Raw genomic sequence first — 24,559 nt, 5'->3', positions numbered from 1 at the left:
ACTCAACCGATCCAGTTGGCGGAAAAAGCAGCAAAAGCCACCGCGGCGGATCACAAACCGGGGGAATGACATGAAAACTTTAATTGTATCTGCGGCGATTGCGGCGGCAACGCTGACGGCAGGCACCGCTTCGGCCGGAACGATGGCCGACATACAGGCGCGCGGCAAACTCAACTGCGGCGTGACCGGCGGTCAGGCCGGTTTTTCGGCGCCCGACGCTTCCGGCACCTGGCACGGCATGGATGTCGACTACTGCCGGGCGATTGCGGCAGCGGTGTTGAAGGATCCGAACGCCGTCAACTTCATCCCAACGACGGGACAAACGCGTTTCACGGCGCTTGCCTCCGGTGAAATCGACATTCTCTCGCGCACCACCACATGGACCTTCTCCCGGGACGTCGACCTCAAATTCACCTTCGCCGGCGTAAATTACTATGACGGTCAGGCGTTCATGGTCCCGAAGTCGCTTGGCATCAAAAGCGCCAAGGATCTCGATGGCGCCACGGTCTGCATTCAGACCGGCACGACCACCGAGCTCAATCTCTCGGAGTATTTCCGCAAGAACAACATGAAGTACGAACCGGTTCCGGTCGAAAACAATGCCGACGTGCAGCAGAAATATCTCGCTGGCGGCTGTGACGTCTATACCTCCGACGGCTCCGACCTTGCCTCCACGCGTTCGAGCTTCAAGAACCCTGAGGATCACATCATCCTTCCAGAGGTGATTTCGAAGGAACCGCTAGGGCCGCTGGTGCGCCAGGGCGACGATCAGTGGGCTGACGTCGCTCGCTGGACTTTGAACGCGCTGATTTCCGCCGAAGAACTCGGCATCACCGCTGAGAACGTCGACAAGCTTTCCGCCGGCTCCGACAATCCGGACATCAATCGCCTGCTCGGTAAGGAAGACAAGCTTGGCGAGATGCTGGGCCTTGATGCCGAGTGGGCAAAGCGCGCAATCGCAGCCGAGGGAAATTACGGGGAGATGTTTGCGAGAAACCTCGGCGACAAGACGCCGATCGCACTTCCCCGCGGCCTCAATGCGGTCTGGTCTGACGGCGGCCTGATGTACGGCCTGCCGCTTCGCTGAGGTGACCGTCGGGCGCGGGCCGATCCCGCGCCCTTTCGCGCGCCCTTTCCTTTTCGCCCCGTTTGCCCCTTACCGCACTCGATTTCGTGCCGGAGGTCGCCGAGCGAACCTTCAGGGAGATTACGCATGGCCACGAACAGCGGCGCTCCGCGCGAACCGTTTCACCTCAACATGCTCTTTAACGATGCCCGCTACAGAGCCCGGACAGTCCAGGTCATAGCATTCTGCATCCTCATCCTTTCCGCCGCCTGGCTGGTCGACAACACGATCCGCAATCTCGCGGCTCTCGGAAAAGACTTCTCGTTCGGCTTCCTGTGGAGCAAGGCTGGCTACGATATCGCACCGCATGCCATCGACTATTCGAGTACAAGCACCCATGCCCGCGCAGCCCTGGTGGGTCTTATCAACACGCTGATCGTTGCGGTGATGGCTTGCATGACGGCCACATTTCTCGGCGTGCTCGCCGGTGTTCTCAGGCTTTCGGAAAACTGGATCGTTGCCCGGCTGATGACGGCTTACGTCGAGACCTTCCGCAACATCCCGGCGCTCCTCTGGATCATCGTCGTCGCGGCAGTCATGTCGGAGGCCATGCCGGCGCCGAACGCGTTTCGCGGCGAAAACCCGACTGCCTCTATGCTGCTCTGGGACAGCATTGCGGTCACCAACCGCGGCATCTATCTGCCCGTGCCCGATTTCTCGCGAAGCCTCGGTCACGCCCCTGGTGCCCTTGGATCCTTCGATCTCAACTACGCAGCAATCCTGCTTGTGCTGATACTTTCGCTCCTTGCTCATCGGAAATTGGTGAAGCACGCGCAACACGTCCAGAGCGATACCGGCGAGCGCCCCGCAACTTGGTGGAAGAGCTTGTGTGTCTTGATCGTACCGGTCGTGGCGCTGCTTTATGCGATCGGCTTCCACCTCGACTATCCCGCCCTGAAAGGCCTGAATTTCACAGGTGGTCTGCAGTTGCGCAATTCCTTCATTGCGCTCTGGATCGGCCTCAGCGTCTATACCGGCGCCTTCATTGCCGAAAATGTTCGCTCCGGCATTCTGGCGATTTCCCGCGGCCAGTCCGAAGCCGCGTACGCTCTGGGGCTCTCCTCCGGCCGCACCATGCGTCTGGTGATCCTGCCGCAGGCACTCAGGATCATCGTTCCGCCGCTGATCTCGCAATATCTCAACATCACCAAGAACACCTCGCTGGGGCTCGCCGTCGGCTACATGGACCTGCGCTCGACGCTCGGCGGCATCACCATCAACCAGACCGGCCGAGAGCTCGAAGGCATGCTGCTGATGATGCTGATCTATGTCGCGATCAGCCTCACGATCTCAGGCGCAATGAACGTCTACAACGGCCGCGTCAGGCTGAAGGAGCGCTAGGAATGAACATGCATAACGCCTCCTGGGTACGCCAGAACATGGTGTCTCCATCGGCGCGACCCGCAAGTCAAAACGGTTCATTTGAATGGGCCAGAAAGAACCTCTTCAACGGTTGGCTCAGCGCATTCCTGACCGTTGCGTCCGTGGTTTCACTTGCGTGGCTGGCAATGGTCATTGCGCCGTGGCTGGGCAACTCCGTCTGGCGGGCCAATTCCCTTGCCGAATGTCGCCAAGTCCTCGACGGCGCGCCCGGCGCCTGCTGGGGCGTCATCCGGGACCGCTGGCCGCAGCTTCTCTTCGGCTTTTACCCGTCGCATCTGTATTGGCGCCCGGCTTTGGCCTTCGTGCTATTGTTTGCAGCGCTGGCGCCGGTCCTGTTCCGCTCGGTGCCGCCACGCGCCCTCTGGTTCAGCGCCGTCTATCCCGGCCTTGCCTATTGGCTGATCTGGGGCGGAAGCCTGTGGTTTCCCGTCGCGGCCTACTGCGGCCTCGTCGTCGCCGCCGCGATGTTCCGGCTCATGGGGCGCGCCAGCCGAGGTCTTGCTTTCGCGACTGCCATTCTCGGCGTGGCTCTTTGGTGGATCTATGCCGTCCAGCCATCTTCGGTCCTCGCAAACGATATCCTGCCGATCGCACTCGATCCCGTGGCATCGCGCGAGGTCGGAGGGTTTCTTCTCTCGATCATCATCGGCGTGACGGGCATTGCCTTGTCGTTGCCGCTGGGGATTTTGCTCGCACTCGGCCGTCGTTCCAGCCTGCCGCTCATTCATCTCCTGAGCGTCACCTTCATTGAGTTTATTCGCGGCGTACCCTTGATCACACTGCTGTTCACCGCCTCACTGCTGCTCAACTATTTCCTGCCGCCCGGCACGAACTTCGACCTCATCCTGCGGGTGGTCATCATGGTGACGCTCTTTGCCAGCGCCTACATGGCCGAGGTCATCCGCGGTGGTCTGGCAGCCCTGCCACGCGGCCAGTATGAGGCAGCGGAAGCCCTGGGGCTCGACTACTGGAAGGCGCACCGGCTGGTGATCCTGCCGCAGGCGCTGAAGATCTCGATCCCCGGCATCGTGAATTCCTTTATTGGGCTCTTCAAGGACACGACGCTGGTCATGTTCATCGGACTACTCGATCCGATCGCCCTTGCCGCGGCCATCCGCGCCAACACCAACTGGCAGGGGATTTATTGGGAACTCTTCATCTTTATCGGCGGCGTGTTCTTTGTCTTCTGTTTCGGCATGTCGCGCTACTCGATCTATCTCGAGCGCCGGCTGAAGACAGACCATCGCTAGGAGGAATTCGCATGACCAAGACACTGATGAGCCGGGCATCCTCGCAGAACGACCTTCTCCTGCTTCAAGACCTCGCCGTCGAGATGACGGCGATGAACAAGTGGTATGGCGAATTCCACGTGCTGCGCGATATCAATCTCAAGGTGCGGCGCGGCGAACGGATCGTTATCTGCGGTCCCTCCGGTTCGGGCAAGTCGACGATGATCCGTTGTATCAACAGGCTTGAAGAACACCAGTCCGGCAAGATCGTCGTTGACGGCATCGAACTCACCAACGACCTCAGGAAGATCGAGGAAGTGCGCCGGGAAGTCGGCATGGTGTTCCAGCACTTCAACCTCTTCCCGCACCTCACCATTCTCGAGAACTGCATGCTCGCCCCTGTCTGGGTTCGCAAGGTGCCGGAGAAGCAGGCCAGGGAACTGGCCATGCATTTCCTCGAGAAGGTCAAGATACCAGATCAGGCGCATAAATATCCGGGTCAGCTCTCGGGCGGGCAGCAGCAGCGCGTTGCGATCGCGCGCTCGCTGTGCATGAAACCGAAGATCATGCTTTTCGACGAGCCGACCTCGGCGCTCGATCCGGAGATGATCAAGGAGGTGCTCGACACGATGATCGCACTGGCCGAGGACGGCATGACCATGCTCTGTGTGACGCATGAGATGGGGTTTGCCCAGGCCGTAGCGGACCGCGTGATCTTCATGGATCATGGTCAGGTCGTTGAGCAAAACGGACCGAAGGCCTTCTTCAGTGCTCCGCAGTCGGAACGCACCCGCACATTCCTCGGACAGGTCCTCGGCCATTGATCACAGCGTCGCGGCGCGTCGGTGGGTCGCAAAGCTGTGTCCTTCTCGCCAGCTCTTTCAGAGATTTCTGTTGATCTCCTCCAGGTCTCCGACTTTCCAGCAGATCGCTGCAGTCTCGCTCGATGGGGCGCATGTCTTGCTTCCAAGTTTATCTCTTGAGGCTGACCTCCTGCGACCTGCGGGCGATCGTGCGACCGGGGCGGAATCTGCGCCGGTCACGGTGATAGAATATTCGTCGCCCACCTGCCCCCATTGCCTGAACTATCGACGCCATGTTGCTCCGAAGATCGACGTGGAGTTCGTCAGCACCGGAAAGGTGAAAATCCTCTTCGGGCCGCTGGCGCGCAACAACATCGATTTGGCATGCTTGCGGAACGGTAGAGTGTACCGAAGGCACGTCAAGTCACCGACATCTATTTTGAACATCACGACGAGATCGCGAACTCGACTAATGTGAAGCAGACGCTGCGCGACATCGCGCGCACCTCGTTAGCGACCGGGAGACGTTCGACCTGCCACGGCACTTGATAATTTGAACCGATTGAACGAGCAGGCGATCGAAGACTTCCATGTTGAAGCGACGCCCACCATCCTTATCAACGGCAAGCGGTTCACCGGCGCTCCGAACCTGGAGGAGATACGGCGCACAATCGCTGCTGCAATCGCCAGGACCCGCGACGAATAGACCAGGGTGGCGCCTGCATTGAGCGCGATCGCAGTTGGACGGCGCGGTCATCGACTACAGCATCGAAGCACGACATCCGGACTGACACCGCTCCATCAGCATCCGCTGGTCAATGATCTCAACGACCCAAAGTGACCTGTTCGATCCACCATTATGAAGGCAGGTCATGAGTCGATGAAATAAACCTGCCTACAGTGATGAATAGAATCGTGGCATCCTTCGCGCGAAGGGGTTTGACCCACGCATGAACGCCGCTTAGCGCAAATTGCAGGCCCCATAATCAAGAGCATCATTCAGACTGCCCGCGCCAGGGCAGCATTTCTGGATGTTGGCAAAGGACGGTCGATAGACGTTCAATAGTAGGAAGGATACCCATGGCAGCTCGATCGCCCTCGCAAAGGGAAAAGGTAATCCTCGCGTCGGTAGTGGCCGCGAACGCAAATCCCGGCTGGCTGACGAGCGACCGCGTGGAGGCGCTCACCGGCGGGCACGGCATGCTCAATATTCCGGTCGTCGCTGTCTGCAATATCATCGCGATCGAACTGCGGCGCGGCGTGAGCCCGGAGGTGAAATTCGCTGACGCCGTCCACCAACCCATCGATGATCTCTTGACCAAAACGATCGCGATTGCAAAGGCGGGCGGCGCCGACGGCGCTAACGCCGCGCTGATTGCGGCAACCCTTCTTTATCTCTGCGGCGCAAATGCGCAGGTTGGCATTCCGGCGGGTAATCGCAAGCTTGGGTCGTCGGCGCGCATGATTGCCGGCGTCAGCCGCTCCGGTCTCGCCGCCGTGCCAACCGCCAAGATGAACAACAAGATCTCGGGCTTTGCGGCCATTGCAGCCGTCTACGAAGCGATGATAAAGGGCGAACTCTCGCCGATCCAGGGCCGTGACATACCGGAAGGTGTCGGCGGCGGCGTCATGGTCGGCCATGGCGCTCTTGGGGAAGACTACATTTTCCCGGGCATGGCGGAACGGGGGGCGGCGATCGGCACCAAGGCGATGATGGATGCCATGTCCGGTGCCGGCATGCCAAGCCAGAAGTTCCTCTCCGCCCTGTTTGGCGCTGCCGCGATCCTCGAAATAATTCACCCGGATGCCGATGTGGCGGAGGAATATGGACCCTATGGCAAGGTGACGAGCGCTTTCGTCGCCGGCCGCGCAGCCGTGCGAACGGCAGGTCTGCCGGAGAAGCTCCATGTCCGCATTACCGGCAAGGAAATCGAGACCGCCAAGCTGATTGGCGACCTGGGCCTGATCCTCAAGGATATTGGCGGGCCGACGGTCATCGGCATCATGGCGCTCGACGAGATCATTTCCGTTTTCGAGGAAGGAATTTGCGGTGCTGGCGCCGGGCCAGTCAACCCGCCGCTCGGTCATGTCTGCGGCGACGCCGTCATCGCCCTGATGTGCCTGCTGCAAGACGGATCGACCGAACAGAGCGTTGCGCGCTCCCTTCGCGAGCGGCGGCTCGGCTTCAGCTTCGATCCGGAGACGGCCATGGTGGCGATGAATATCGTCGCCCGCAAGGCAACACAGATCTGCAATGGACCCGTCACCGAGGCGATGATCATGTCATCGACGCCGATGGTCACCAAGGCGCTCTATGCCCGCGCCGCCCGCAGCTATGACGATCTCGAAGCCGGAAAGACTGTTGGCGAGATCGTACGCGCCATGGACGAGGAGCGGCAGTTGCTCGTCGAAAAGCGTGGCTCTGAATTCCTGACCAAATCCAAGGGCAAAACGATCAAGGTGCATTTCACCAGGATCAGCAAAGGAGCCCGCCGGTCGAGCAAGATGGCGGCGCGGTGGCTTGCTTTCGACCCGGCGCTAGACGCCGAGGTGACCGTCGGCGACGAAACGATCCACATGGAAGGCATCATCAACGCGGTCATACCCGAGGTGGCACAGGGCATGGGCAGGGAGCGGGCACCCTTCCTGACAGCGCTGGCGCCGATTGCCAGCGAATTGCTGCTCGCTGGCAATGTCATCATGAATGTTACCGTGCCCGCTGTTGTTGCGGCCGCGATGGGCAGGATGAACGCCTCGGACGCCGCGAGCGAGGCGCAGGCAGCCGGCCTGATCTCGGCCGGCATTCCCGGAACAAAGGCCAAAGCTGAGGCCGCCGCCCTTGTCGCCGTCGAATCCATGACGCTCTGATGTCAGGCGGCGTCATCCTCATCATGGCCCAGATCGATGATGCGCCCGGCGAACTGCTGGGGCACGTCATCGAGAAGATGACCGATCTGGGTGCCAAGAACGTGCAGTTGCTTCCCAGCCTAGGCAAGAAGGGCCGCCCGGCTTATGTGCTCCTCGTGGACATCAAGGCAGAAGACGAACCCGATTTTGCCGCTCTCCTCGTCAGCGATCTCGGCATCTGGGGGTACCGGGTCCTTCAGTCCCAACACAAGCACTTTGACATTCGCCGCTACCGAACCACCCTGCAACTGAAATGGTCGGGAGGCATGTGCAGCTTTCCTCTCGGGGTCAAACGTATCCTGAACGAAGGCGTGTTCATGCGGGCGAAGGCGGAGCACGACGATCTCGCCGCCATTTCGGAAGAGATGCAGCGGGAATTTCCGGTTTCCGTGGCCGTGCTGAAGGCCGCGATAGAAACGGCTCTCGGGGCAGAAGAACCTCGCGAAACGCTCCGCGTCGATTTTACCGATTGGCCTCGAAAGCAATGATGAAGGGAGGCTGCCATGCATATCCATGTGGATGCGGTCGGCGGAATCGCGGGCGACATGTTCGTGGCCGCCATGCTCGATGCCTGGCCTGACTTCGCTGGGTTGGTGCAGGAAAATCTGCGTCTTGCCGGTCTTGAGAGTTGCGTCCGCGCCGAAGTGCTGGCGCATGACGACGGCGTGCTGACCGGGCGCCGATTTGATGTGACAAAAGGAGGCTCAAAACCTTCCGGCGACTCCGGAGATCGTCATCCAGATCACCACCATCGCCACGATCACGACCATCACCCTCATGTCCATAGCCATGACCTTTCGCATCAAGACGGAAATGACGACCACGATCACCACCACACCCATTGGCGCGAGCTCCGCGCCATGCTTGAGGCAAGTCGGCTTCCTGAGAACGTAAAGCGCCTTGCCATCGGCATCTTTCAGGAACTGGCCGAGGCCGAGGCTGCGGTTCATGGAAAAAAAGCCGAGAACGTGGCGTTTCATGAGGTCGGCAATTGGGACTCCATCGCCGACATCGTTGCGGCGGCAACGCTGATCGAGGCGGTCCATGCGCAGAGCTGGTCGGTCGGTTCGCTTCCCATCGGGCGCGGCTTCGTGGATACCGACCACGGCCGGCTGCCCGTGCCAGCACCAGCCACCACGCTCCTCCTGCGAGGCTTTGCCTTTCACGATGATGGCCGGCACGGCGAGCGTATCACCCCGACCGGGGCCGCAATCCTGCGATACCTTAATCCAGCAACCAGCATCGGGCACAAGCCGCGGGTGCTTGATCGCACCGGTATCGGTTTCGGCGCACGCCGGCTTCCTGGAATGAGCAACATGGTGCGCGTGCTTGCCTTTACCCATAAAGCTGTCGTGCAGGATCAGGTGGGGATCCTCCAATTCGAGATTGACGATCAGAGCGCTGAGGAACTGGCTGTCGCACTCGAGCAGCTTCGCGCAACTGAAGGCGTGATTGACGTGACGCAAACACCGACCTTCGGAAAGAAGGGTCGGATGATGGCGGCTATTCAAGTGCTGACGCGCCCGGAGGCCATCGATGCGGTAAGCTCTCAATGCTTCCGTCAGACGACCACGCTCGGATTGCGCAGCCGAACGGAGGCGCGTCTCGTCCTCCCTCGGCAGGCGGTGAAAACGGAAGATGGCGTCCGGGTCAAGATCGCCGAACGCCCCGGCGGGGCGACCGCAAAGGCTGAGATGGACGATGCCCGATCCGTTGATGACAGTCACAAGGCCCGCATCGAAATGCGCCGAAACGCTGAAGAGCAGGCATTGGAGGCGAAGCAGTGATCGCAAGTGAAGCGTTCATAAACCGCCTAAACGCCGTGTTCGACAGCACCCGGCTTGCAGCCGTGGCACTCTCCGGGGGTGTCGACAGTATGACGCTCGCCTATGTCGCCCATCGGCGGATGGGACAGGCCGTTACCATGTTCCACGCCGCATCGGCCGCGGTCCCGGTGAGCGCCACCGAACGCGTGAACAGCTATGCAGAGCGCCATGGCTGGAAGCTTCGCATCGTCGATGCCGGAGAATTTGCCGATGAGCGCTATCTCGCAAATCCCGCGAACCGCTGCTTCTTCTGCAAGTCCAATCTCTATGAAACCTTGTCATCGCTGACGAGGGCAAATCTCTTCTCCGGCACGAATACCGATGATCTCGGTGACTGGAGGCCGGGGCTAAAAGCCGCCGAGGCGAACGGTGTCCGACATCCTTTTGTCGAGGCGGGGATGGCCAAGGCTGATGTGCGCGCGCTGGCGGCCTCCTATGGTCTTACCGATCTTGCCGAACTGCCCTCGGCACCCTGTCTTTCGAGCCGCGTGGAAACGGCGTTGCGGATTGAACCGCACCTGTTACGCGCGATTGACAGTGTTGAAACTCATCTCAGGACCGAACTGTCGCCAGAAACCGTGCGCTGCCGCGTCCGTCAGGCGGGCGTGGTGGTGGAGCTGGACAGCGAAGCCTTGGCCCGTCTTTCCAACAGCCAGCGTATACAACTGACAGATCAGATCCGGTCTGCATTCGGAGAACGTCCCGTCCATTTCGAAACCTATAAGCGCGGAAGCGCCTTTCTGCGGGAAGAGACGCCATGAGCGACGAGATCCGGCTGGATTTCCAGCGTCCTGAGCGCATCGGCTTCGATGAGGCCATCCTCTGCGCCCGCAAATCCGATGCCCAGCTCGCCGTCATCATGGAACGGGTCCTCGAACGCGACGGACGAAGCCTGCTGACACGACTGGAGCCGGAGGTTTTTGCCCGGATTGCGCCCAATTATCTGGAGAAGCTCGACTATGATCCGGTTTCACGGACCGCCTACCTGAACTGGGCGCCACCCCTCGATACTGGCTCTGCGCAAATTGCCGTCGTGTCCGCCGGCAGCTCCGACATGCCACAGGCCGCGGAAGCCATTCGCACGCTGGCCTATCTCGGCGCGCCGGCAAAGCAGTTCATCGATATCGGTGTGGCGGGTCTCTGGCGACTGCTCGAGCGGGTGGAGGAATTGAATACCTTCCCGGTGATCATCGCCGTGGCGGGCATGGACGGCGCGCTTCCGAGCGTTCTCGGCGGACTGGTCCCGGGCGTCATCATCTGCCTGCCGACATCGACGGGCTATGGCGTATCGAACGGCGGCGAAACCGCCCTTCATGCGGCGCTTGCATCCTGCGCGCCGGGTCTCGCGGTGGTCAACATCGACAACGGCTATGGCGCCGCCTGCGCCGCCTTCAGAGCCCTCAACATGATCCGCAGGGCTCGAACTGCACGTGACTGAGCAAGGCCGGGTCCAGTGCTTTCAAGCAGTTTTGTGCAGGAGACCACGAAATGCATCGCATTTTCGATGACCGAACCAATGATGTAAAATCCAAGATCGCGATCGTTTTTGGTCTCCTGATCGTCGCCAATATCGCGGCCTGGACCTGGGCCTGGACGGCTTTCGCCGACAAGCCTGCCCTGCTCGGCATAGCATTCGTCGCCTATATGCTCGGCATTCGTCACGCTTTCGATGCGGATCATATCGCTGCAATCGACAATGTCGTCCGCAAGCTTATGCAGGAAGGAAAGCAGCCGTTTTCCGCGGGTCTGTTCTTCTCGCTCGGCCATTCCTCGGTGGTTGTGCTGACGTGCCTCGCCGTCGCTGCCACGGCCACTGCCATGCAGGGTGAGCTTGATGAATTCGGGAATGTGGGAGGCGTGATCGGAACTTCCATAGGCGCGCTGTTCCTGCTGGCGCTCGGTCTTGCAAATCTGATCATCCTGAAGAACATCTGGGCGGCATTCTCCCGCGCACGGCGCGGGGAACGGGTTGTCGACGAGGCCCTCGATGCCCTGCTTGCAGGGCGAGGCCTGTTGGTGCGCTTCTTTCGCCGCACCTTCAGGATCGTTTCGCGCTCCTGGCACATGTATCCGGTCGGCTTTCTCTTCGGCCTCGGCTTCGATACGGCAACCGAGATCGGCCTGCTCGGCATTTCGGCGGCGCAGGCATCTCAGGGAGCGGCCTTCTCGACGACCCTGATCTTCCCCGCATTGTTCACTGCGGGAATGTCGCTGATGGATACCGCGGACAGTGCGTTGATGAGTGGCGCCTATGGCTGGGCCCTGATCAACCCGGTTCGCAAGCTCTGGTACAATCTGACGATAACGGCCGCCTCTGTGATCGTTGCCATCTTCATGGGCGGTCTCGAAGGCCTCGCGCTGGTCTCGGAGAAGCTGAACCTTCAGCGTGAGGCGTGGCAGGCCATCGCCACTTTCAACGATAGTCTCGGAAATCTCGGCTTTGCGGTCGTGTGCATATTCATCGCGAGTTGGATCGTCTCGACAGTGATCTATCGAGCGAAGGGATATGACCTAATTGCGCTGAACCCCTCATAAGTGAGACAGCAGACACCGTCCGACGTCATGCTGCTTGCAATCCGAGAGGAACGCGACAACAGTCGACGGCCTTTCTTGCCCATCTCTCCTTAATCGTTGCTGGACAAAGCCACGGGTTCGGAATGGGTCACCTTTGGCGCGCCATCGAAATAGGGGCTGACGAGGCGCCGCCACTCCTGAAAGTCCTCGGAGTTGCGGAAGCCGACCATGTGATCCTCGACGGTTTCCCAATCGACGAGCAAGCGATAGACCGCAGGTGTCTCCACCACGCGATGCAGCGCCACGCCGTGGCAGCCTTTCGCCCTCAAAAACAGCCGCGCGGCGTGGGAGACGCCCGCTTCGAATTGCGCCTCGCAGCCGGACTTGATCGTAATTTCCGCGACTTCAACGATCATGATTGCGCTCCCTGCTGATGATGTTCCGCATCGATGGGGCGCTCCTCTCCGGTCGCGATCATGGTCCGCGTCGCATCGATCGAGGCATAGATCCAGAAGATGCGCATCGGCTCGGTCTGAGACGCGTTGATGAAGCGATGCGGCACGTTTGCCGGGATCCAGGTCGTGTCGTTGGGTCCGAGCGGGTAGCGGACGCCGTCGATCTCGGCGATCGCCTGACCGTCGAGGATCATCACGCTCTCTTCGCAATTGTGCTTATGGAGGCCGATCGAAGCCCCCGGGTCAAAGGCGGTAATCCCGTTGATCATGCTCGTCGAGCCGCATTTCCGCGTCACGAGCGGCGTCGTGCGCGCGCCGTTGCCGCGGTCATTGCTCTTGAGCTCCTTGGGGCGGAGGATTGCGGGCTGGGTCATGTGATGGTCCTCACTCGGGCGCTTTGGCGACAGGCTGGGCTGCTTTAACCGGGCCAATCCAGACGGTCTTGATATTGACGAACTCGCGGATGCCGTAGACGCCGAGTTCGCGGCCGTAGCCCGACCGCTTGATCCCGCCGAAGGGATAGCGGGGGTCGGAGGCGACCATGCCGTTGATGAAGACGGCGCCCGCGTCGATGTCGCGCGCAAGCCGGCGCGCACGCTCGACGTCCCCGGTCCAGATCGCGGACCCGAGGCCGTATTCGGTCTGGTTGGCCAGCCGAACCGCTTCCTCGGCATCCTTGACGCGGATGATGGCAGCGAGCGGCCCGAAAGTCTCCTCACAGAATGCAGCCATCTCCGGACGTACATGGTCGAGCACGGTCGGAGGATAGAAATATCCGGGCCGGTCGAGCGGCGCACCGCCGAGCTTGAGTTCAGCACCCGCGGCTAACGTTTTTTCGACCTGCGCATGCAGGCCGGTCATCAGGTTTTCCCGCGCCATCGGCCCGATATTGGTATCGCGCTCCGCGGGATCTCCAACTTTCAGCTTCGCGACTTTGTCGCAGAAAAGCGCGACGAAACGGTCGGCGATCGCTTCTTCCACAATGAACCGCTTGGCATTGACGCATGATTGCCCGACATTGATGTAGCGTGCCTTGACCGCGACGCTCGTCGCCTCTTCGAGATCGGCATCGGCGAGCACGATGAAGGGGTCGGAGCCGCCGAGTTCCAGCACCTGCTTTTTCAGAGCCTTGCCGGCCTGCGACGCGACGATGGCGCCCACTCCCGTGGACCCGGTCAAGGTGACGGCTGCGATCCTATCGTCCGCAATGATGCCGGCAACCTTGGCCGGCTCGATCAACAGGGTGGCAAAGAGGCCCTCGGGGCAGCCTGCCTCGCGCATGATCTCCTCGATGGCGAGCGCACATTCCGGCACGTTGTTGGCGTGCTTCAGGACGGCGCCGTTGCCGGCGGCAAAAGCCGGCGCTGCGAAACGGAAGAACTGCCAGAACGGATAGTTCCACGGCATGATGGCGAGCCCGACGCCCAGCGGATCGAAGACGACCGCGCTCTCCGATGCGTTCGAGGCGACTGGCTCATCGGCGAGGTATTGCACGGCGTGCTCGGCATAGAAATCGCAATTATAGGCGCATTTTTCGATCTCCGCCTCGGACTCGACGATCGGCTTGCCCATCTCGCGGGTGATCATCTCGGCATAGCGCGACTTGCCGGCACGCAGCACTCTGGCCATCGCGCCAAGCAGTCGAACCCGCTCCTCGACAGGCCGCTTGCGCCACGCCCTTTGCGCCGTCACGGCAGCTGAAAGCGCTCGATCGACATAGGTATCGTCATGGAGCTCGTATCGGGCAAGTTCCTTGCCGGTCGTTGGATTGGTCGTGACGATCATCGCCATTCTCCTACATTCGTCTTGCTTGAGAGAGGCCTCGCACCTAGCCCTGCGCATGGCCATTTCAACCCAGATCGCGGCTGCTCGTTAGGACGCCGTCGGCATCGACATAGGCGTAGGCGCCTGGGGCAAAGGTCACCCCGCCGAACTGGACAGGGACGCCAGCCTTGCCGGCTCCGTCCTTCACGGACTTCTTTGGGGTCACGGAAAGGCAAAAGACGCCAACATCCATGTCGTTGATCTCGGCACTGTCGCGGACGGAACCGTTGATGATGATACCGGCCCAGCCGTTGTCGCGAAGGATCATTGCGATCTGGTCGCCGAGGAGCGCAACGCGGCTCGACGCACCGCCGTCGACGACCATCACCCTTTCCTCGCCCGGCCTTTGCACCTCGGATTTCAGGAGCGCGTTGTCCTCAAAGCATTTCACTGTCGCGATCGGACCGGAAAAGGATTTCTTCTTCCCGAGCTTCAGAAATGGCAGGTTGCAGAATTGAACATCGTCGCCATGGGCATCGACCAGATCCGCGGTCTTCATCCAAATGTCTCCTTCAATATGCGCCGAACACGGCTTTGAGTTCGTGAACGTTTTCGTCTGATAGCATTCGCTTCGGCGCGTCCTTCAGCAGGATGAGGAGCTTCGCCGTCTCTTCGAGCTCCTCGGCAGCGTAGACCGCCGAGGCGATGTCCCTGCCGGTGACGACCGGGCCGTGATTGGCGAGCAGCACGGCGGCGTAGCGGCCGGCGAGCTCGCGGATCATGTCGCCCATCTTCTCATCGCCCGGCTTGACGTAAGGCAGAAGCTTCACCTCGCCGACGCGCATGACCACGTATGGCGTCAGCGGCGGAATGCAGTCATCGGGATCGATGTCGGCCAAGCAGGAGAGTGCCGTGGCGAAGGTGGAGTGCAGATGTACCACGGCACCCGTCTGCGGCCGCGTCTCATACAAGGCCCGGTGCAGGAACACTTCCTTCGAAGGCTTGTCGCCTGAGATGTGATTGCCATTGCGGTCGAGTTTCGAAAGCCGCGCCGGATCCAGAAATCCAAGGCAGGAGTTCGTCGGCGTCATGAGAATGCCGTCGTCGACTGCGGCACTGATATTGCCGGCCGACCCCATCGAAAATCCCCGGTCGAACAGCGACTTCGACAAGCGAACGATTTCCTCGCGTAGCTTGCTTTCAGCACTCATCGTCCCGCAAGCCTCTCCAAAGCCTTCGTGAAGAAATCCGGGGCACCGAAGTTCCCGGATTTGAGCGCCAGCGCGAGGGGATCGCTTCCCTCCGACAGAAGCACTGGGACGCCCGGGTCGATTTCAGGCCCGATCGCCAGCGCCCCAAGATTGAGCGCCGAGACCACGGCACCGGATGTTTCGCCGCCGGCGACGACAAGGCGCCTGACGCCGGCACTGACCAGTTCCCGGGCGGTTTCGGCAAAGAGGCTGTCGAGGGTCGCCGCCACCTTCTCTCGGCCGAAGCGCGCTTGGATCGCCTGAACCTCGTCAGGCGTGCTGGAGGAATAGGCGAGCGGCGCCCTCCCCTGATTGGCGAGCAGGAACGAGGTTAAGTCGGACGTCGCGACCCTGCCCTCCATCACACCGGTCACGTCGATTGCGAGCGTCGGGTGGTTGCGGCGGTGGATCTCCACCTGTTCGCGGGTGGCGCCGGAGCAGCTTCCGGCCAGAATGGCCTCCGGTCCATCAACGGGAAGCGTACCGGCGACGGTGCCATGCGCGAGGCCTCGCTCGATGAAGTTTGCGGCAAGGCCCAGTGCGATGCCCGAGCCGCCGGTGACGAGGCGATGCAAGGCCGCGGCACGGCCGATTGCGACGAGGTCGTCATCCGTGATCGCATCGACAATGACGAGGACACGGTTTGCCTCGCCATTCCTGCGCAAGGCCGCCTCAATCGCCGCGGCTCCATCGTGGACGGTGGTGATGTCGACATGGCCGACATCCGAAACCGTCTGCAACTGCAGCCAGCGGCGGATATCGGCATCGGTCATCGGGTTGAGCGGGTGGTTTTGCAGACCGGACTCGTTGAGAAGCCGGTCCTTCACGAAGAGATGCCCCTGATAGACGGTGCGTCCGGCCCCTGGAAATGCCGGGCAGGCGACGACACCCTTCACCCCGAGCGCTTCGGCAAGCGCCTCTGCGACCGGACCGATATTCCCGGTCGGCGTGGAATCGAAGGTCGAGCAATATTTGAAGACGATCTGCTCGCAGCCTTGATCGAGCAGCCATCTCAGCGCCTCGAGCGATTGCCTGACCGCCAGACCCGCGTCGATCGACCGGCTCTTCAGCGCGATGATACCAGCCTCGACCGCCGGGTCGGCGGCGCCACTTGGAATGCCAAGATATTGCACGGTGCGAAGGCCGCCCTGCCCTGGCAATCCCTTGGCAATCGTATTGGCGATGTCGCTCGCCCCGGTAAAATCGTCGGCAATGACCCCGAGAAGCATTCTTCACCCTCTTTCCGTTCGTCGGTCCCCGCTCAAAAGCCGTAGAGGCCTGCGGCATTCTCGACAAAAATCTTGCTTCGGGTCGCATCATCCCCCGCCCACTCGGCGCAAAGGTCCATCAGCAGCGCATCGTCCGGTTTGCCGGACTTGCCAGGCGAAGGATGCGGCCAATCGGTGGCCCAAAGCACGCGCTCTGGTGCCAAAGCGAGATAAGGTTTCGCAAGCGCACCCATGTCCTCGTAGGTTGGCGGCCCGACCAGCGTGTCCTGATAGATGCTGGAGAGCTTGGTGTAAGCCTTGCCCTTTTCGAGCAGGTCGGCCACGACCTTGAATGCCGGATGCTCTTTGCCGGCTGGTTGCGGAATTCGGCCGAGATGGTCGAAGACCGTGATGACCGGAAGGTTCTGGAACAGCCCGGCATGTTCTGCGATGCTGTCGCCCTTGATATGAACTTGGATATGCCAGCCGAGATCCGCAACGCGTGTCGCAAGCGGCTCGATCATGTCCACGGTCGTGGCGCCGGCTCTCGCGAGATTGAAGCGAATGCCACGGACGCCGGCGGCGTCGAGCCGCTTGAGTTCACCGTCGGTTACGGACGTGTCGACCACGGCAATGCCTCTCGCAGCGTCGCCGAACTCGGCCAATGCTTCGAGCAGGCAGGAATTATCCGTTCCATAGGTGGAGGGCTGAACGATGACGCTGCGCTCGAAGCCAAGCCGCTCCTTGAGACGGCGGTAATCGCTCACTCTCGCGTCCGGAGGAACGAGGCTCGCATTGGCGGCCGCGGGAAACTTGCTGTTGTAGATGTGGAAATGCGCGTCGCAGGTCTTCGGCGGCGCCTTGAACTTCGGATGGGCACTCCCCGCCGAGAAGGGAATTTCCTGCGCAAAAGCATTGGCCGGTGAAAGGACCGCAGCAGCCGCCACCGCCGTCCCTTGCAACATTTGCCTGCGTGTCAGATCTGCACTGCTCATTCAAGTCTCCTCCAGTTTGAACTGCTCGTCTGAAGATGCCTGGTTTCCGCCTAGGTCAGCAGGCGGCGAAGCTTGGCAACCGCCGCATCCGGGCTGGTCAGAACCGGGATAGGTGTGGCCGCCTGCACGGCCTCAAGCGCCCGCGCTGTCGAGAAATGCGCCAGCGTGATCGCGTCGAAGCCCTCAATCGTGGCTGCCGTCTCGGCTACCAAACGGTTGTGGGTCGCCTCGTCGCCAGCGCGGACCGCGTCAATGGCTCCGTCGACGAGAAAGCTTTCGATTTCGGCTGAGGGGCTCACTCGCGAAGCCTCTTCACGGAACTCGGCTTCCATCCCCTCCCGCGCCGGCGGGAAGGTGTAGAGCATGGCCGTACGGCCACCCTTGCGGATCGCGGCTTCGAACATTGCTTCGTTGGGCTTGAGAACGGGAATATCCAGTGTGCTCGCCGCCCGCTCGATGGCCGTGCCGAAGGACGAACAGGTGAAGAGGACCGCGTCGGAGCCGATCATGCGGGCGTACCTGGCCAGCGCCACGATACGATCGGACATTTGGTCGGTGATAGCGCCGTCTCTTGCTCTGTCCGGAGAAAGGCTATCTTCGAGGATGTTCACCCGCTCGGCCTCAGGCCAGCCGGCCTCGAAGGCGCTCCTGATCGGATCAATTGCGATCGGTGTCGCGTGGACAAGCGCGATCCTTTTTCGTGACGTCATCTTGGCTATCCTGGTTAGGAGGTGGCGGCCGCCCGGGAGGAAGGACGGCCGCCGCTTGAGACCTTGCTACTGCTGGCCCGCCGAAAACACCCAGACGCTTTCAGGTGGAATGCGCGCCCAGACGGTTCCCGATTGCAGTTGCTTGGCCCCGTGCGCCTTGGCGACAAAATCCCCACGGCGCAGACGATATTCCCACCTGTCCCCGAGATAGATGCTGTCGTCGAGATTCATCTCGAGCCCGCCTGATTGCGGCTGGTCGCTGACGCTGATCTGCTCCACGCGGATGACCGCCCGCGCATGCTGCGAGGCGGCCAGGCCGGACGCCTCGCGTATGGTGCCATCGAGGCTCCAATTGTCGCCGCCGATAACGGCGCTCTTGCCGTCGACCGTCTTCACCTTCGCCTTGACGATATTGTTGGCGCCGAGGAAGTCGGCCGAATAGAAGCTGTTCGGGTTGGAATAGATCTCCTGCGGTCCGCCTTGCTGGACGATGCGCCCGTCCTGCAGCAGGAGAATGTTGTCGGCCGCGGCTAGCGCCTCACTCTGGTCGTGTGTCACGAGGATCGCGCAGATCTCCAGGTCGAGGATGAGCTTGCGGATCCAGTAGCGCGCCTCCTCGCGCAGCTTGGCATCGAGGTTGGAAAGCGGCTCGTCGAGCAGCAGCACGCGTGGCTCGTAGACGAGCGCCCGGCAGATCGCGACGCGCTGCTGCTGACCGCCAGAGAGCTGCGACGGAAAACGGTCGGCCAGATGACCGAGGCCCATGCGATCGAGGATCGCCTGCACCCGCTTTTCAATGTCGGCCGGCGCCACATTGCGCAGTTTCAGGCCGTAACCGACATTCTCCTTGACGGTCCGATGCGGCCAGAGTGCGTAGGACTGGAAGACGAGGCCGATATTGCGCTGCTCCGGCGGAAGCGCCAGTTTCTTCTCGCCGTCGAGAACGGTCTTGCCGCCGATGACAATCTGACCGACTTCCGGCTGTTCGAGCCCGGCGACACAGCGCAGAAGCGTGGTCTTGCCGCTGCCCGACGCCCCGAGCAGCGCGACGATCGAGCCGCGCTTCGCGGTAAACGAGGCGCCTTTGAGGATCTGCAGGCCGCCGAGCCATTTCTGGACATTGCTAACAACGAGTTCAGTCATGGATTTTTGCTCCCAAACGGAGGGCGAGTGCGAGGCCTGCGCCCGTCAATACGATGCTGATGAGGGCGAGCGCGGCGATGGTGTTCATCGCGCCGGTCTGCAGCAGCGAGACCATCAGCGAGCCGATCACTTCGGTGCCGGCGCCCATGAGATAGACGCCTGTCGCATATTCGCGAAGGAAGATAATCATGATGAGTGCCCAGGCGCCGGCGAGGCCGGGACGAACGATCGGGATCACCACGTCCTTCCAGGTGCGGCCGATCGTGGCGCCAGTCGTACGGGCGGACTCTTCGAGTTCCGGCGCCACCTGAATGAGCGTGCCCTGTAGCAGCCTGAGGCCATAGGAGAGGCCGACGACCAAGTAGGCCACGAACAGGCTGACCAGGGTCGGCCGCAGCGGCGTCAGGAACGGCACGAACAGGAAGACCCAGAAGAAGGCAAGGCCGACCACCAGGCCCGGCAGGGCGCGTGGCAGAAGCACGATATAGTCGAGAACCGTGTTCGACATGCCCCAATTGCGGTGGCCGGCAAGCCCGACTGCCAGATAGATCGCCACCGCGACTGCGCCACCGACCACCGACAGGATGACGGTGTTAACAATGCCGTTATAGAGGCTCGGAACCTCGAGCATGCGGCTGAAATTTGCGAGGGTCAGTTGGTCGAAGAGGCTCACGCCCTCACCCCAGGCATCGACGAAGGCACGCACAGTGATGCCGCCGATCGGCAGGGCGACGGAGACGAAGAGCCAAAGACCGATGATTGACAGCGCAATGATCTGGCCGCTCTTGCCGAGCTTGAGAGTGGAGACGCGCGCGCCCTTGCCGCCCATGGCTGCGTATTTGCGGGCATTGCGCAGCAGCTTGCGCTGCATCCAGACGAGCGGCAGCGTGATCAGGACCAGCATCACAGCCACCACCGCCATCAGCTGATAGGTCGGCGTGCCGAACAAGGTGGTGAGCTTGTAGATATAGGTGGTGAGCACCATGATGCCGTTGGGGTCGCCGAGCACCAGCGGAATGCCGAAGGTTTCGAAGCCGAGAAGGACGTTGAGTGCGGCGGCGAAGATCAGCGCCGGCAGCACCATGGGTAGCGTCACGTCACGCGAAACCTGCCAGATGGAGGCACCGGTCGTGCGCGCGGCCTCCTCGAGATCGGAGGGAAGATTGCGCATTGCCGAGGAGACATAGAGATAGACATGCGGCACATGGCTCAGGCCGGCGATCAGGATCATGCCGGGCAGGCTATAGATGTTCCAGGGAACGACGCCGATGAGATCACGGATGAAAAGCGAGACGAAACCGGTAGGGCCGACCGAAACGGTGTAGCCGAAGGCGAGCACGATGGAAGAAATGAACATCGGCACCAGCACGAGGATTTCGAGCAGGCGCTTGGCCTTAATATCGGTGCGGGTGATCAGGAAGGCGAGCAGGCCACCGAGCGGCACGGCAATCGCGACCATGCCGAAAGAGAAAATCGCCGTCGTGCCGAGCGCCTTATAGAAATTCTGGTCGAAGAAGACGTAGCGATAGGCGTCGAGACCGAACCTGGCACGTGGGCTGAAGAAGGCGGCGGTCAGGAAACTCTGGTATATGATCAGGCCGACGGGCGCGAGAACCGCGATTGCGAGCAGGCCGATGACAATGCGCCTGTAAGCGCTGGCGTTGCCGTGGCGCGGCATTCTCGCCGGATATTTCTTTTCGGCTGCGGCTTTTGAAAGCTCGACTGCGGCCGGTGCTTGAGCGTGGGTAGACATTCCTTGCCTCTCGCAAACAGGAGCGGAGCCGCGGCGCATGGATAGCGCCGCGGACGGCGAAGCATCAGCGGCCGAGGGCTGCCTTCCAGTCGTTGAGGAACTGGACGCGCTTCATCTGATCCATATATTCAAGCACGCCTTCATCGACGGCGATCGGTTTTAGACCGCCGCCGACGCGTTCATTGAGCGTCTTGATGTTGAGGCCGGCAGTGACGTCTTCGCGGACGGACGGCAGGCCGCCTTCGGCGAGGAGCGCCTGCCCCTCGGCCGACAGCATGTAATCGACGAAGAGCTTGGCGGCGTTCGAATGCGGAGCATCCTTGGTGATCAGCGCCAGGCGGGAAAAGGCGGGCGTATAGTCAGACGCGAAGTGGACACCGAGATTAGGGCTTTCCTTGACCCAGTCGAGCGCATAGGAGCCGATGATATTGATTGCGATGACGTTCTCACCGGAAACGACCGTTTCCTTCATGCCGCCCGAACTCGAATAGATCTTCGCGCCGTCCTCGCCCATGGCCTTGGCGAGATCCCAGAAGTCCTTGCGGTTGCGCGCGTCATTTGAGTGATGGAGGAAACCGGAGCCGCTCTTTTCCGGGTCAAAAGTCGCCACCTTGCCTTGCAGCATGGACTTGTTGTCCTTCAGGAAGGTAATCATGTCGGCATAGGTCTTCGGCAGCTTGTCTGCCGACAGGACCTTGGTGTTGTAGATCACGCCGATCGGCTCTACGGTCGTGGCATAGAGCGTGTTCTTGTAGTTGGCCCAGCTCGGCAACTTGCCCGCTTCCGGAGATGCATACTCGCTAGCATAGCCGTCCTGGACCAGCGTCATCTGCAGATCCATGGCCGAACTCCAGACGATATCGGCGGTCGTCTGGCCAGCAGCGGCTTCCGAGATCACCTGATTATAGGTGCCGTTCGTGCCAAGGTCGTTGTAGGCGATCTTGATGCCGTATTTCTTGGTGAACCCGTCCTGCAGTTTCTGCGACTGGGCCGCGTCCGTAGACGTATAGATGGAGACGGTACCCTCCTCCTTGGCTTTGGCGACGAGGTCGGCATAGTCTGACGGATAGCCGGCCGGCACTTCCTGGGCAGAGGCTGGGGCTACAATTGCTGTCATGACCGCCGCGGTGACGGCGAATGTTGCCGAGCGGGCGATGTATTTCATGTTCATAATCCTGATCTCCCAATAGCGCCCGTGCACGAAAGCTCCTCCGGGCAAATGCGCGAGGGCCACTCCTTGCCCTCGCTTCCTCCAACTTTGCAATTTGGATTTGTAAAACCAAAAGTGCAAACACTTAGGCGTTGACAGCCTTCCGGTCGCCGCCGCGGTTCTGGACAGCCTTGGCCACGAGCGAGCCAAACGTGTCGGTGTTGGTGTTGCCGCCGAGATCGCGCGTACGAGTCGCGGGATTGGCGAGAACCTCGTCGACGGCTCGCTCGATTTCCGCGCCGGCGACCTCGAATTGTGGCAAGCCGCGCTGCTCGCCGAGCCAGCTCAGCATCATCGCCGCCGAGAGGATGAGCGATGTCGGGTTGGCGATATTCTTATTCTGGATGTCCGGCGCCGAGCCGTGCTGGGCTTGGGCGCAGACAAGGCCGGTTTCGGCATTGGCATTGATCGAGCCGGCAAGACCCAAGCTGCCCGAGAGCTCGCTGGCGAGGTCGGAAAGGATGTCGGAATAGAAATTGGTGGCGACGATCACGTCGAAGCGCGAGGGGTCGCGCACCAGATGCGCCGCCATGGCGTCGATGATGAATTCGTTGAGTGTGACCTCGGGGAATTCGGCTGCGATCTTGCGCACCTGCTTGAGGAACAGGCCGTCCGTCAGGATGAAATTGTTGGCCTTGTGGACGGCCGTCACCTTCCTGTTGCGCTTCATGGCAAGGAGAAAGGCCTGACGGGCAATACGCTCACAAGCCGAAGCCGTGATCTTCCGGACAGACAGCGCGACATCCGGCGTCGGCATGAATTCGCCCGTACCGGCATACATGTTGCGGTCCGGATAAAAGCCTTCCGTTGCCTCGCGCATGATGACGAGGTCCATCTTCTTGGCGTCGTTCAGGAATGGACGGGAGCGTGCCGGGCGGACATTGGCGTAGAGATCGAGCTTGACGCGGAAGCCGGCCGATACGTTGACGCCGCCCTTGTCACGGGGCGGATAGTCCATGTGCGACTGGGGACCGAGAATGATCCCGTCGAAGGTGCGGGCAAGCTCGATCGTCTCATCCTGGAGAGTGGAACCATGTTTTTCCAGGCTCGTGAAGCCGGTGTCCTCGTAGTGGTATTCGAGGCCCAGACCGAAAGCCGCGTCCGTGGCCTTCATGACCTCCATTGTTGCCGCGGTGATTTCGGGACCGATCCCATCACACGGCGTCACGAATATTTTCATCTGACAAATCTCCCATGAGGCAACGACCGACAGGCCGCGCAACGTCACGGGCGGATTATTGGCTTTTTAAATCTGAAAATGCAATAGCTATTTTTCGAGGAGCTCTTTTTCATGCGCCTGGTGCGACCAGGACCAGGTCACGGGCGACTTCTTGGAGAGCGCACCGCCGAGGTGCCGGCGCATTGCGTAAGAAGCCTCGACGACCTCACCGCGCTCGAGAAGATCAAGAATTTCGAGATGTTCCTGGCACTGACGCACAGTGCGGCTGCGGTCGACACGGGACCGATATTCGAGCAGACGCCGCATCCGGTTCACGCGCACGAGCGAGAGGTGGAAAAACGGATTGTTCGACATCTTGATCAGTTCTTCATGGAAGAGTGCGCCGTTGTGGAGAAGCCGTTCCGCTGGCAGCCGTTCAATATCAGTCTCCAGCATGCGCAACTGAATGCGGCGTTGCTCCTCGATGATCTTCCGATCCAGCCGGAACGCGGGTTCCAGCATCGCGGCCGGCTCGATCAGCATACGGAAGCGGTAGATCTGCTCGAAAGCCTCGGGCGTCTTGGCGACCGGCAGGAAGCGCCAGCCGTAACCCTGCTTGCGCTCGGCCCATCCCTCGCGAGACGCGCGCATCAGGACATCGTTGACCTGCGACTTCGTCAGATCGTAGCGTTCCCTCAGCATCTGCTCGGTGACTTCGGCCGGTATCCGATCGGTGAGCCAGTCTTCTGCAAGACGCTGGTAGTCGTTGGACACTTCGAATGGCTCCGCATCCTCGCGAACGCGTTCGGCGATGCTGTCGGTGATCTCCTTGACGAAGAAGCCCCTGTTTTCCTTCTGCTCGAGGAGACCTTGCGTCGCCAGCATGTCCATCGCTTCGCGCACGGGCGAGCGGGAGACGCCAAAGCGGTCTGCAAGCTGCTGCGTCTTCAGGTGGTCGCCGACCGACAACTCTCCCGAAGTGACGAGCAGGGTGATTTCATTCGCAATGGTTTGTGCCAATTGGCTGGAACGCATCTCGATCAACCCCGTATGAAACATCGATGTCGCCGCAGGTTAATCCATGCCGGCCGCAAAGGGAACAAATCGAGCGAAACAATTTGCAT

At 61.0% G+C, this 24,559-nt stretch carries 25 protein-coding genes; 12 read left to right on the top strand and 13 right to left on the bottom strand.

Annotated features, from left to right (window positions below; genetic code table 11):
* Positions 1–70: 70 nt before the first annotated feature.
* From GHK62_RS26145 to GHK62_RS26090, 12 genes are all read left to right on the top strand, one after another.
* Entirely contained in the window at positions 71–1,087 is a 1,017-nt protein-coding gene (locus tag GHK62_RS26145) for an amino acid ABC transporter substrate-binding protein (protein ID WP_153441922.1), read from the top strand.
* A 126-nt stretch (positions 1,088–1,213) separates the two neighbouring features.
* A complete protein-coding gene (locus GHK62_RS26140) occupies positions 1,214–2,467 on the top strand; it encodes an amino acid ABC transporter permease (RefSeq protein WP_153441921.1) in 1,254 nt (417 codons plus the stop codon).
* Positions 2,468–2,469: 2 nt separating this feature from the next.
* Positions 2,470–3,759: an amino acid ABC transporter permease gene (locus GHK62_RS26135; RefSeq protein WP_153441920.1), complete on the top strand. Its 1,290-nt coding sequence runs from the start codon at positions 2,470–2,472 to the stop codon at positions 3,757–3,759.
* A 26-nt stretch (positions 3,760–3,785) separates the two neighbouring features.
* The gene (locus GHK62_RS26130; RefSeq protein WP_184108893.1) at positions 3,786–4,562 is read left to right on the top strand and encodes an amino acid ABC transporter ATP-binding protein; all 777 of its coding nucleotides are present in this window, start codon (positions 3,786–3,788) and stop codon (positions 4,560–4,562) included.
* Entirely contained in the window at positions 4,465–5,019 is a 555-nt protein-coding gene (locus tag GHK62_RS26125; protein WP_153441918.1) for a thioredoxin domain-containing protein, read from the top strand. The genes GHK62_RS26130 and GHK62_RS26125 overlap by 98 nt, the downstream gene beginning before the upstream one ends.
* 75 nt (positions 5,020–5,094) lie before the next feature.
* The gene (locus tag GHK62_RS35295; RefSeq protein WP_153441917.1) at positions 5,095–5,247 is read left to right on the top strand and encodes a DsbA family protein; all 153 of its coding nucleotides are present in this window, start codon (positions 5,095–5,097) and stop codon (positions 5,245–5,247) included.
* A 374-nt stretch (positions 5,248–5,621) separates the two neighbouring features.
* A complete protein-coding gene (locus GHK62_RS26115) occupies positions 5,622–7,409 on the top strand; it encodes a hypothetical protein (protein WP_153441916.1) in 1,788 nt (595 codons plus the stop codon).
* Complete coding sequence (gene larC2 / locus GHK62_RS26110) at positions 7,409–7,936, top strand: nickel pincer cofactor biosynthesis protein LarC2 (RefSeq protein WP_153441915.1); 528 nt, start codon at positions 7,409–7,411, stop codon at positions 7,934–7,936. The genes GHK62_RS26115 and larC2 overlap by 1 nt, the downstream gene beginning before the upstream one ends.
* Positions 7,937–7,963: 27 nt before the next feature.
* Positions 7,964–9,235, top strand: coding sequence for a nickel pincer cofactor biosynthesis protein LarC (gene larC / locus GHK62_RS26105; RefSeq protein ID WP_327791096.1), 1,272 nt, complete (start codon positions 7,964–7,966; stop codon positions 9,233–9,235).
* Complete coding sequence (gene larE, locus GHK62_RS26100) at positions 9,232–10,035, top strand: ATP-dependent sacrificial sulfur transferase LarE (RefSeq protein WP_234887059.1); 804 nt, start codon at positions 9,232–9,234, stop codon at positions 10,033–10,035. The genes larC and larE overlap by 4 nt, the downstream gene beginning before the upstream one ends.
* On the top strand, positions 10,032–10,712 hold the full coding sequence (gene larB, locus GHK62_RS26095) for a nickel pincer cofactor biosynthesis protein LarB (protein ID WP_153441913.1): 681 nt from the start codon (positions 10,032–10,034) through the stop codon (positions 10,710–10,712). Before larE ends, larB begins: the two co-directional genes overlap by 4 nt.
* Positions 10,713–10,762: 50 nt before the next feature.
* Positions 10,763–11,809 carry a HoxN/HupN/NixA family nickel/cobalt transporter gene (locus GHK62_RS26090; RefSeq protein WP_153441912.1) on the top strand — a complete coding sequence of 349 codons (1,047 nt, stop codon included), beginning with the start codon at positions 10,763–10,765 and terminating at the stop codon, positions 11,807–11,809.
* Between the two features lie 89 nt (positions 11,810–11,898).
* Here the strand turns inward: GHK62_RS26090 and GHK62_RS26085 are convergent, their stop codons facing one another.
* The 13 genes from GHK62_RS26085 to GHK62_RS26025 form a co-directional block, all read right to left on the bottom strand.
* On the bottom strand, positions 11,899–12,204 hold the full coding sequence (locus tag GHK62_RS26085) for an antibiotic biosynthesis monooxygenase family protein (protein WP_153441911.1): 306 nt from the start codon (positions 12,202–12,204) through the stop codon (positions 11,899–11,901).
* Positions 12,201–12,617 (bottom strand): cupin domain-containing protein, encoded by a 417-nt coding sequence (locus tag GHK62_RS26080; protein ID WP_153441910.1) that lies wholly within the window; start codon positions 12,615–12,617, stop codon positions 12,201–12,203. The genes GHK62_RS26085 and GHK62_RS26080 overlap by 4 nt, the downstream gene beginning before the upstream one ends.
* A 10-nt stretch (positions 12,618–12,627) precedes the next feature.
* Positions 12,628–14,028, bottom strand: a complete 1,401-nt coding sequence (locus GHK62_RS26075; protein ID WP_153441909.1) for an NAD-dependent succinate-semialdehyde dehydrogenase — start codon at positions 14,026–14,028, stop codon at positions 12,628–12,630.
* 64 nt (positions 14,029–14,092) lie between these two features.
* Positions 14,093–14,566, bottom strand: a complete 474-nt coding sequence (gene rraA, locus GHK62_RS26070; RefSeq protein ID WP_153441908.1) for a ribonuclease E activity regulator RraA — start codon at positions 14,564–14,566, stop codon at positions 14,093–14,095.
* Between the two features lie 13 nt (positions 14,567–14,579).
* Positions 14,580–15,218 carry a 3-oxo-tetronate 4-phosphate decarboxylase gene (otnC, locus tag GHK62_RS26065; protein WP_153441907.1) on the bottom strand — a complete coding sequence of 213 codons (639 nt, stop codon included), beginning with the start codon at positions 15,216–15,218 and terminating at the stop codon, positions 14,580–14,582.
* Positions 15,215–16,486 carry a 3-oxo-tetronate kinase gene (gene otnK, locus GHK62_RS26060; RefSeq protein ID WP_153441906.1) on the bottom strand — a complete coding sequence of 424 codons (1,272 nt, stop codon included), beginning with the start codon at positions 16,484–16,486 and terminating at the stop codon, positions 15,215–15,217. Before otnK ends, otnC begins: the two co-directional genes overlap by 4 nt.
* Before the next feature lie 32 nt (positions 16,487–16,518).
* Positions 16,519–17,460 carry an amidohydrolase family protein gene (locus GHK62_RS26055; RefSeq protein WP_153441905.1) on the bottom strand — a complete coding sequence of 314 codons (942 nt, stop codon included), beginning with the start codon at positions 17,458–17,460 and terminating at the stop codon, positions 16,519–16,521.
* 50 nt (positions 17,461–17,510) lie between these two features.
* Complete coding sequence (locus tag GHK62_RS26050) at positions 17,511–18,170, bottom strand: aspartate/glutamate racemase family protein (RefSeq protein WP_153441904.1); 660 nt, start codon at positions 18,168–18,170, stop codon at positions 17,511–17,513.
* A 66-nt stretch (positions 18,171–18,236) separates the two neighbouring features.
* On the bottom strand, positions 18,237–19,313 hold the full coding sequence (locus GHK62_RS26045; RefSeq protein WP_153441903.1) for an ABC transporter ATP-binding protein: 1,077 nt from the start codon (positions 19,311–19,313) through the stop codon (positions 18,237–18,239).
* Positions 19,306–21,066 (bottom strand): ABC transporter permease, encoded by a 1,761-nt coding sequence (locus GHK62_RS26040; protein ID WP_153441902.1) that lies wholly within the window; start codon positions 21,064–21,066, stop codon positions 19,306–19,308. Before GHK62_RS26040 ends, GHK62_RS26045 begins: the two co-directional genes overlap by 8 nt.
* Before the next feature lie 64 nt (positions 21,067–21,130).
* Positions 21,131–22,237 carry an ABC transporter substrate-binding protein gene (locus GHK62_RS26035; protein ID WP_153441901.1) on the bottom strand — a complete coding sequence of 369 codons (1,107 nt, stop codon included), beginning with the start codon at positions 22,235–22,237 and terminating at the stop codon, positions 21,131–21,133.
* A 124-nt stretch (positions 22,238–22,361) separates the two neighbouring features.
* Positions 22,362–23,456, bottom strand: a complete 1,095-nt coding sequence (locus tag GHK62_RS26030; protein WP_153441900.1) for an isocitrate/isopropylmalate dehydrogenase family protein — start codon at positions 23,454–23,456, stop codon at positions 22,362–22,364.
* Between the two features lie 87 nt (positions 23,457–23,543).
* Positions 23,544–24,494: a GntR family transcriptional regulator gene (locus tag GHK62_RS26025; protein ID WP_234887058.1), complete on the bottom strand. Its 951-nt coding sequence runs from the start codon at positions 24,492–24,494 to the stop codon at positions 23,544–23,546.
* Between the last annotated feature and the right edge of the window lie 65 nt (positions 24,495–24,559).

Origin of the sequence: Sinorhizobium terangae (assembly GCF_009601505.1) — a bacterium.
Classification (GTDB): domain Bacteria; phylum Pseudomonadota; class Alphaproteobacteria; order Rhizobiales; family Rhizobiaceae; genus Sinorhizobium; species Sinorhizobium terangae.
This window is presented reverse-complemented; position numbering and strand designations above follow the sequence as displayed.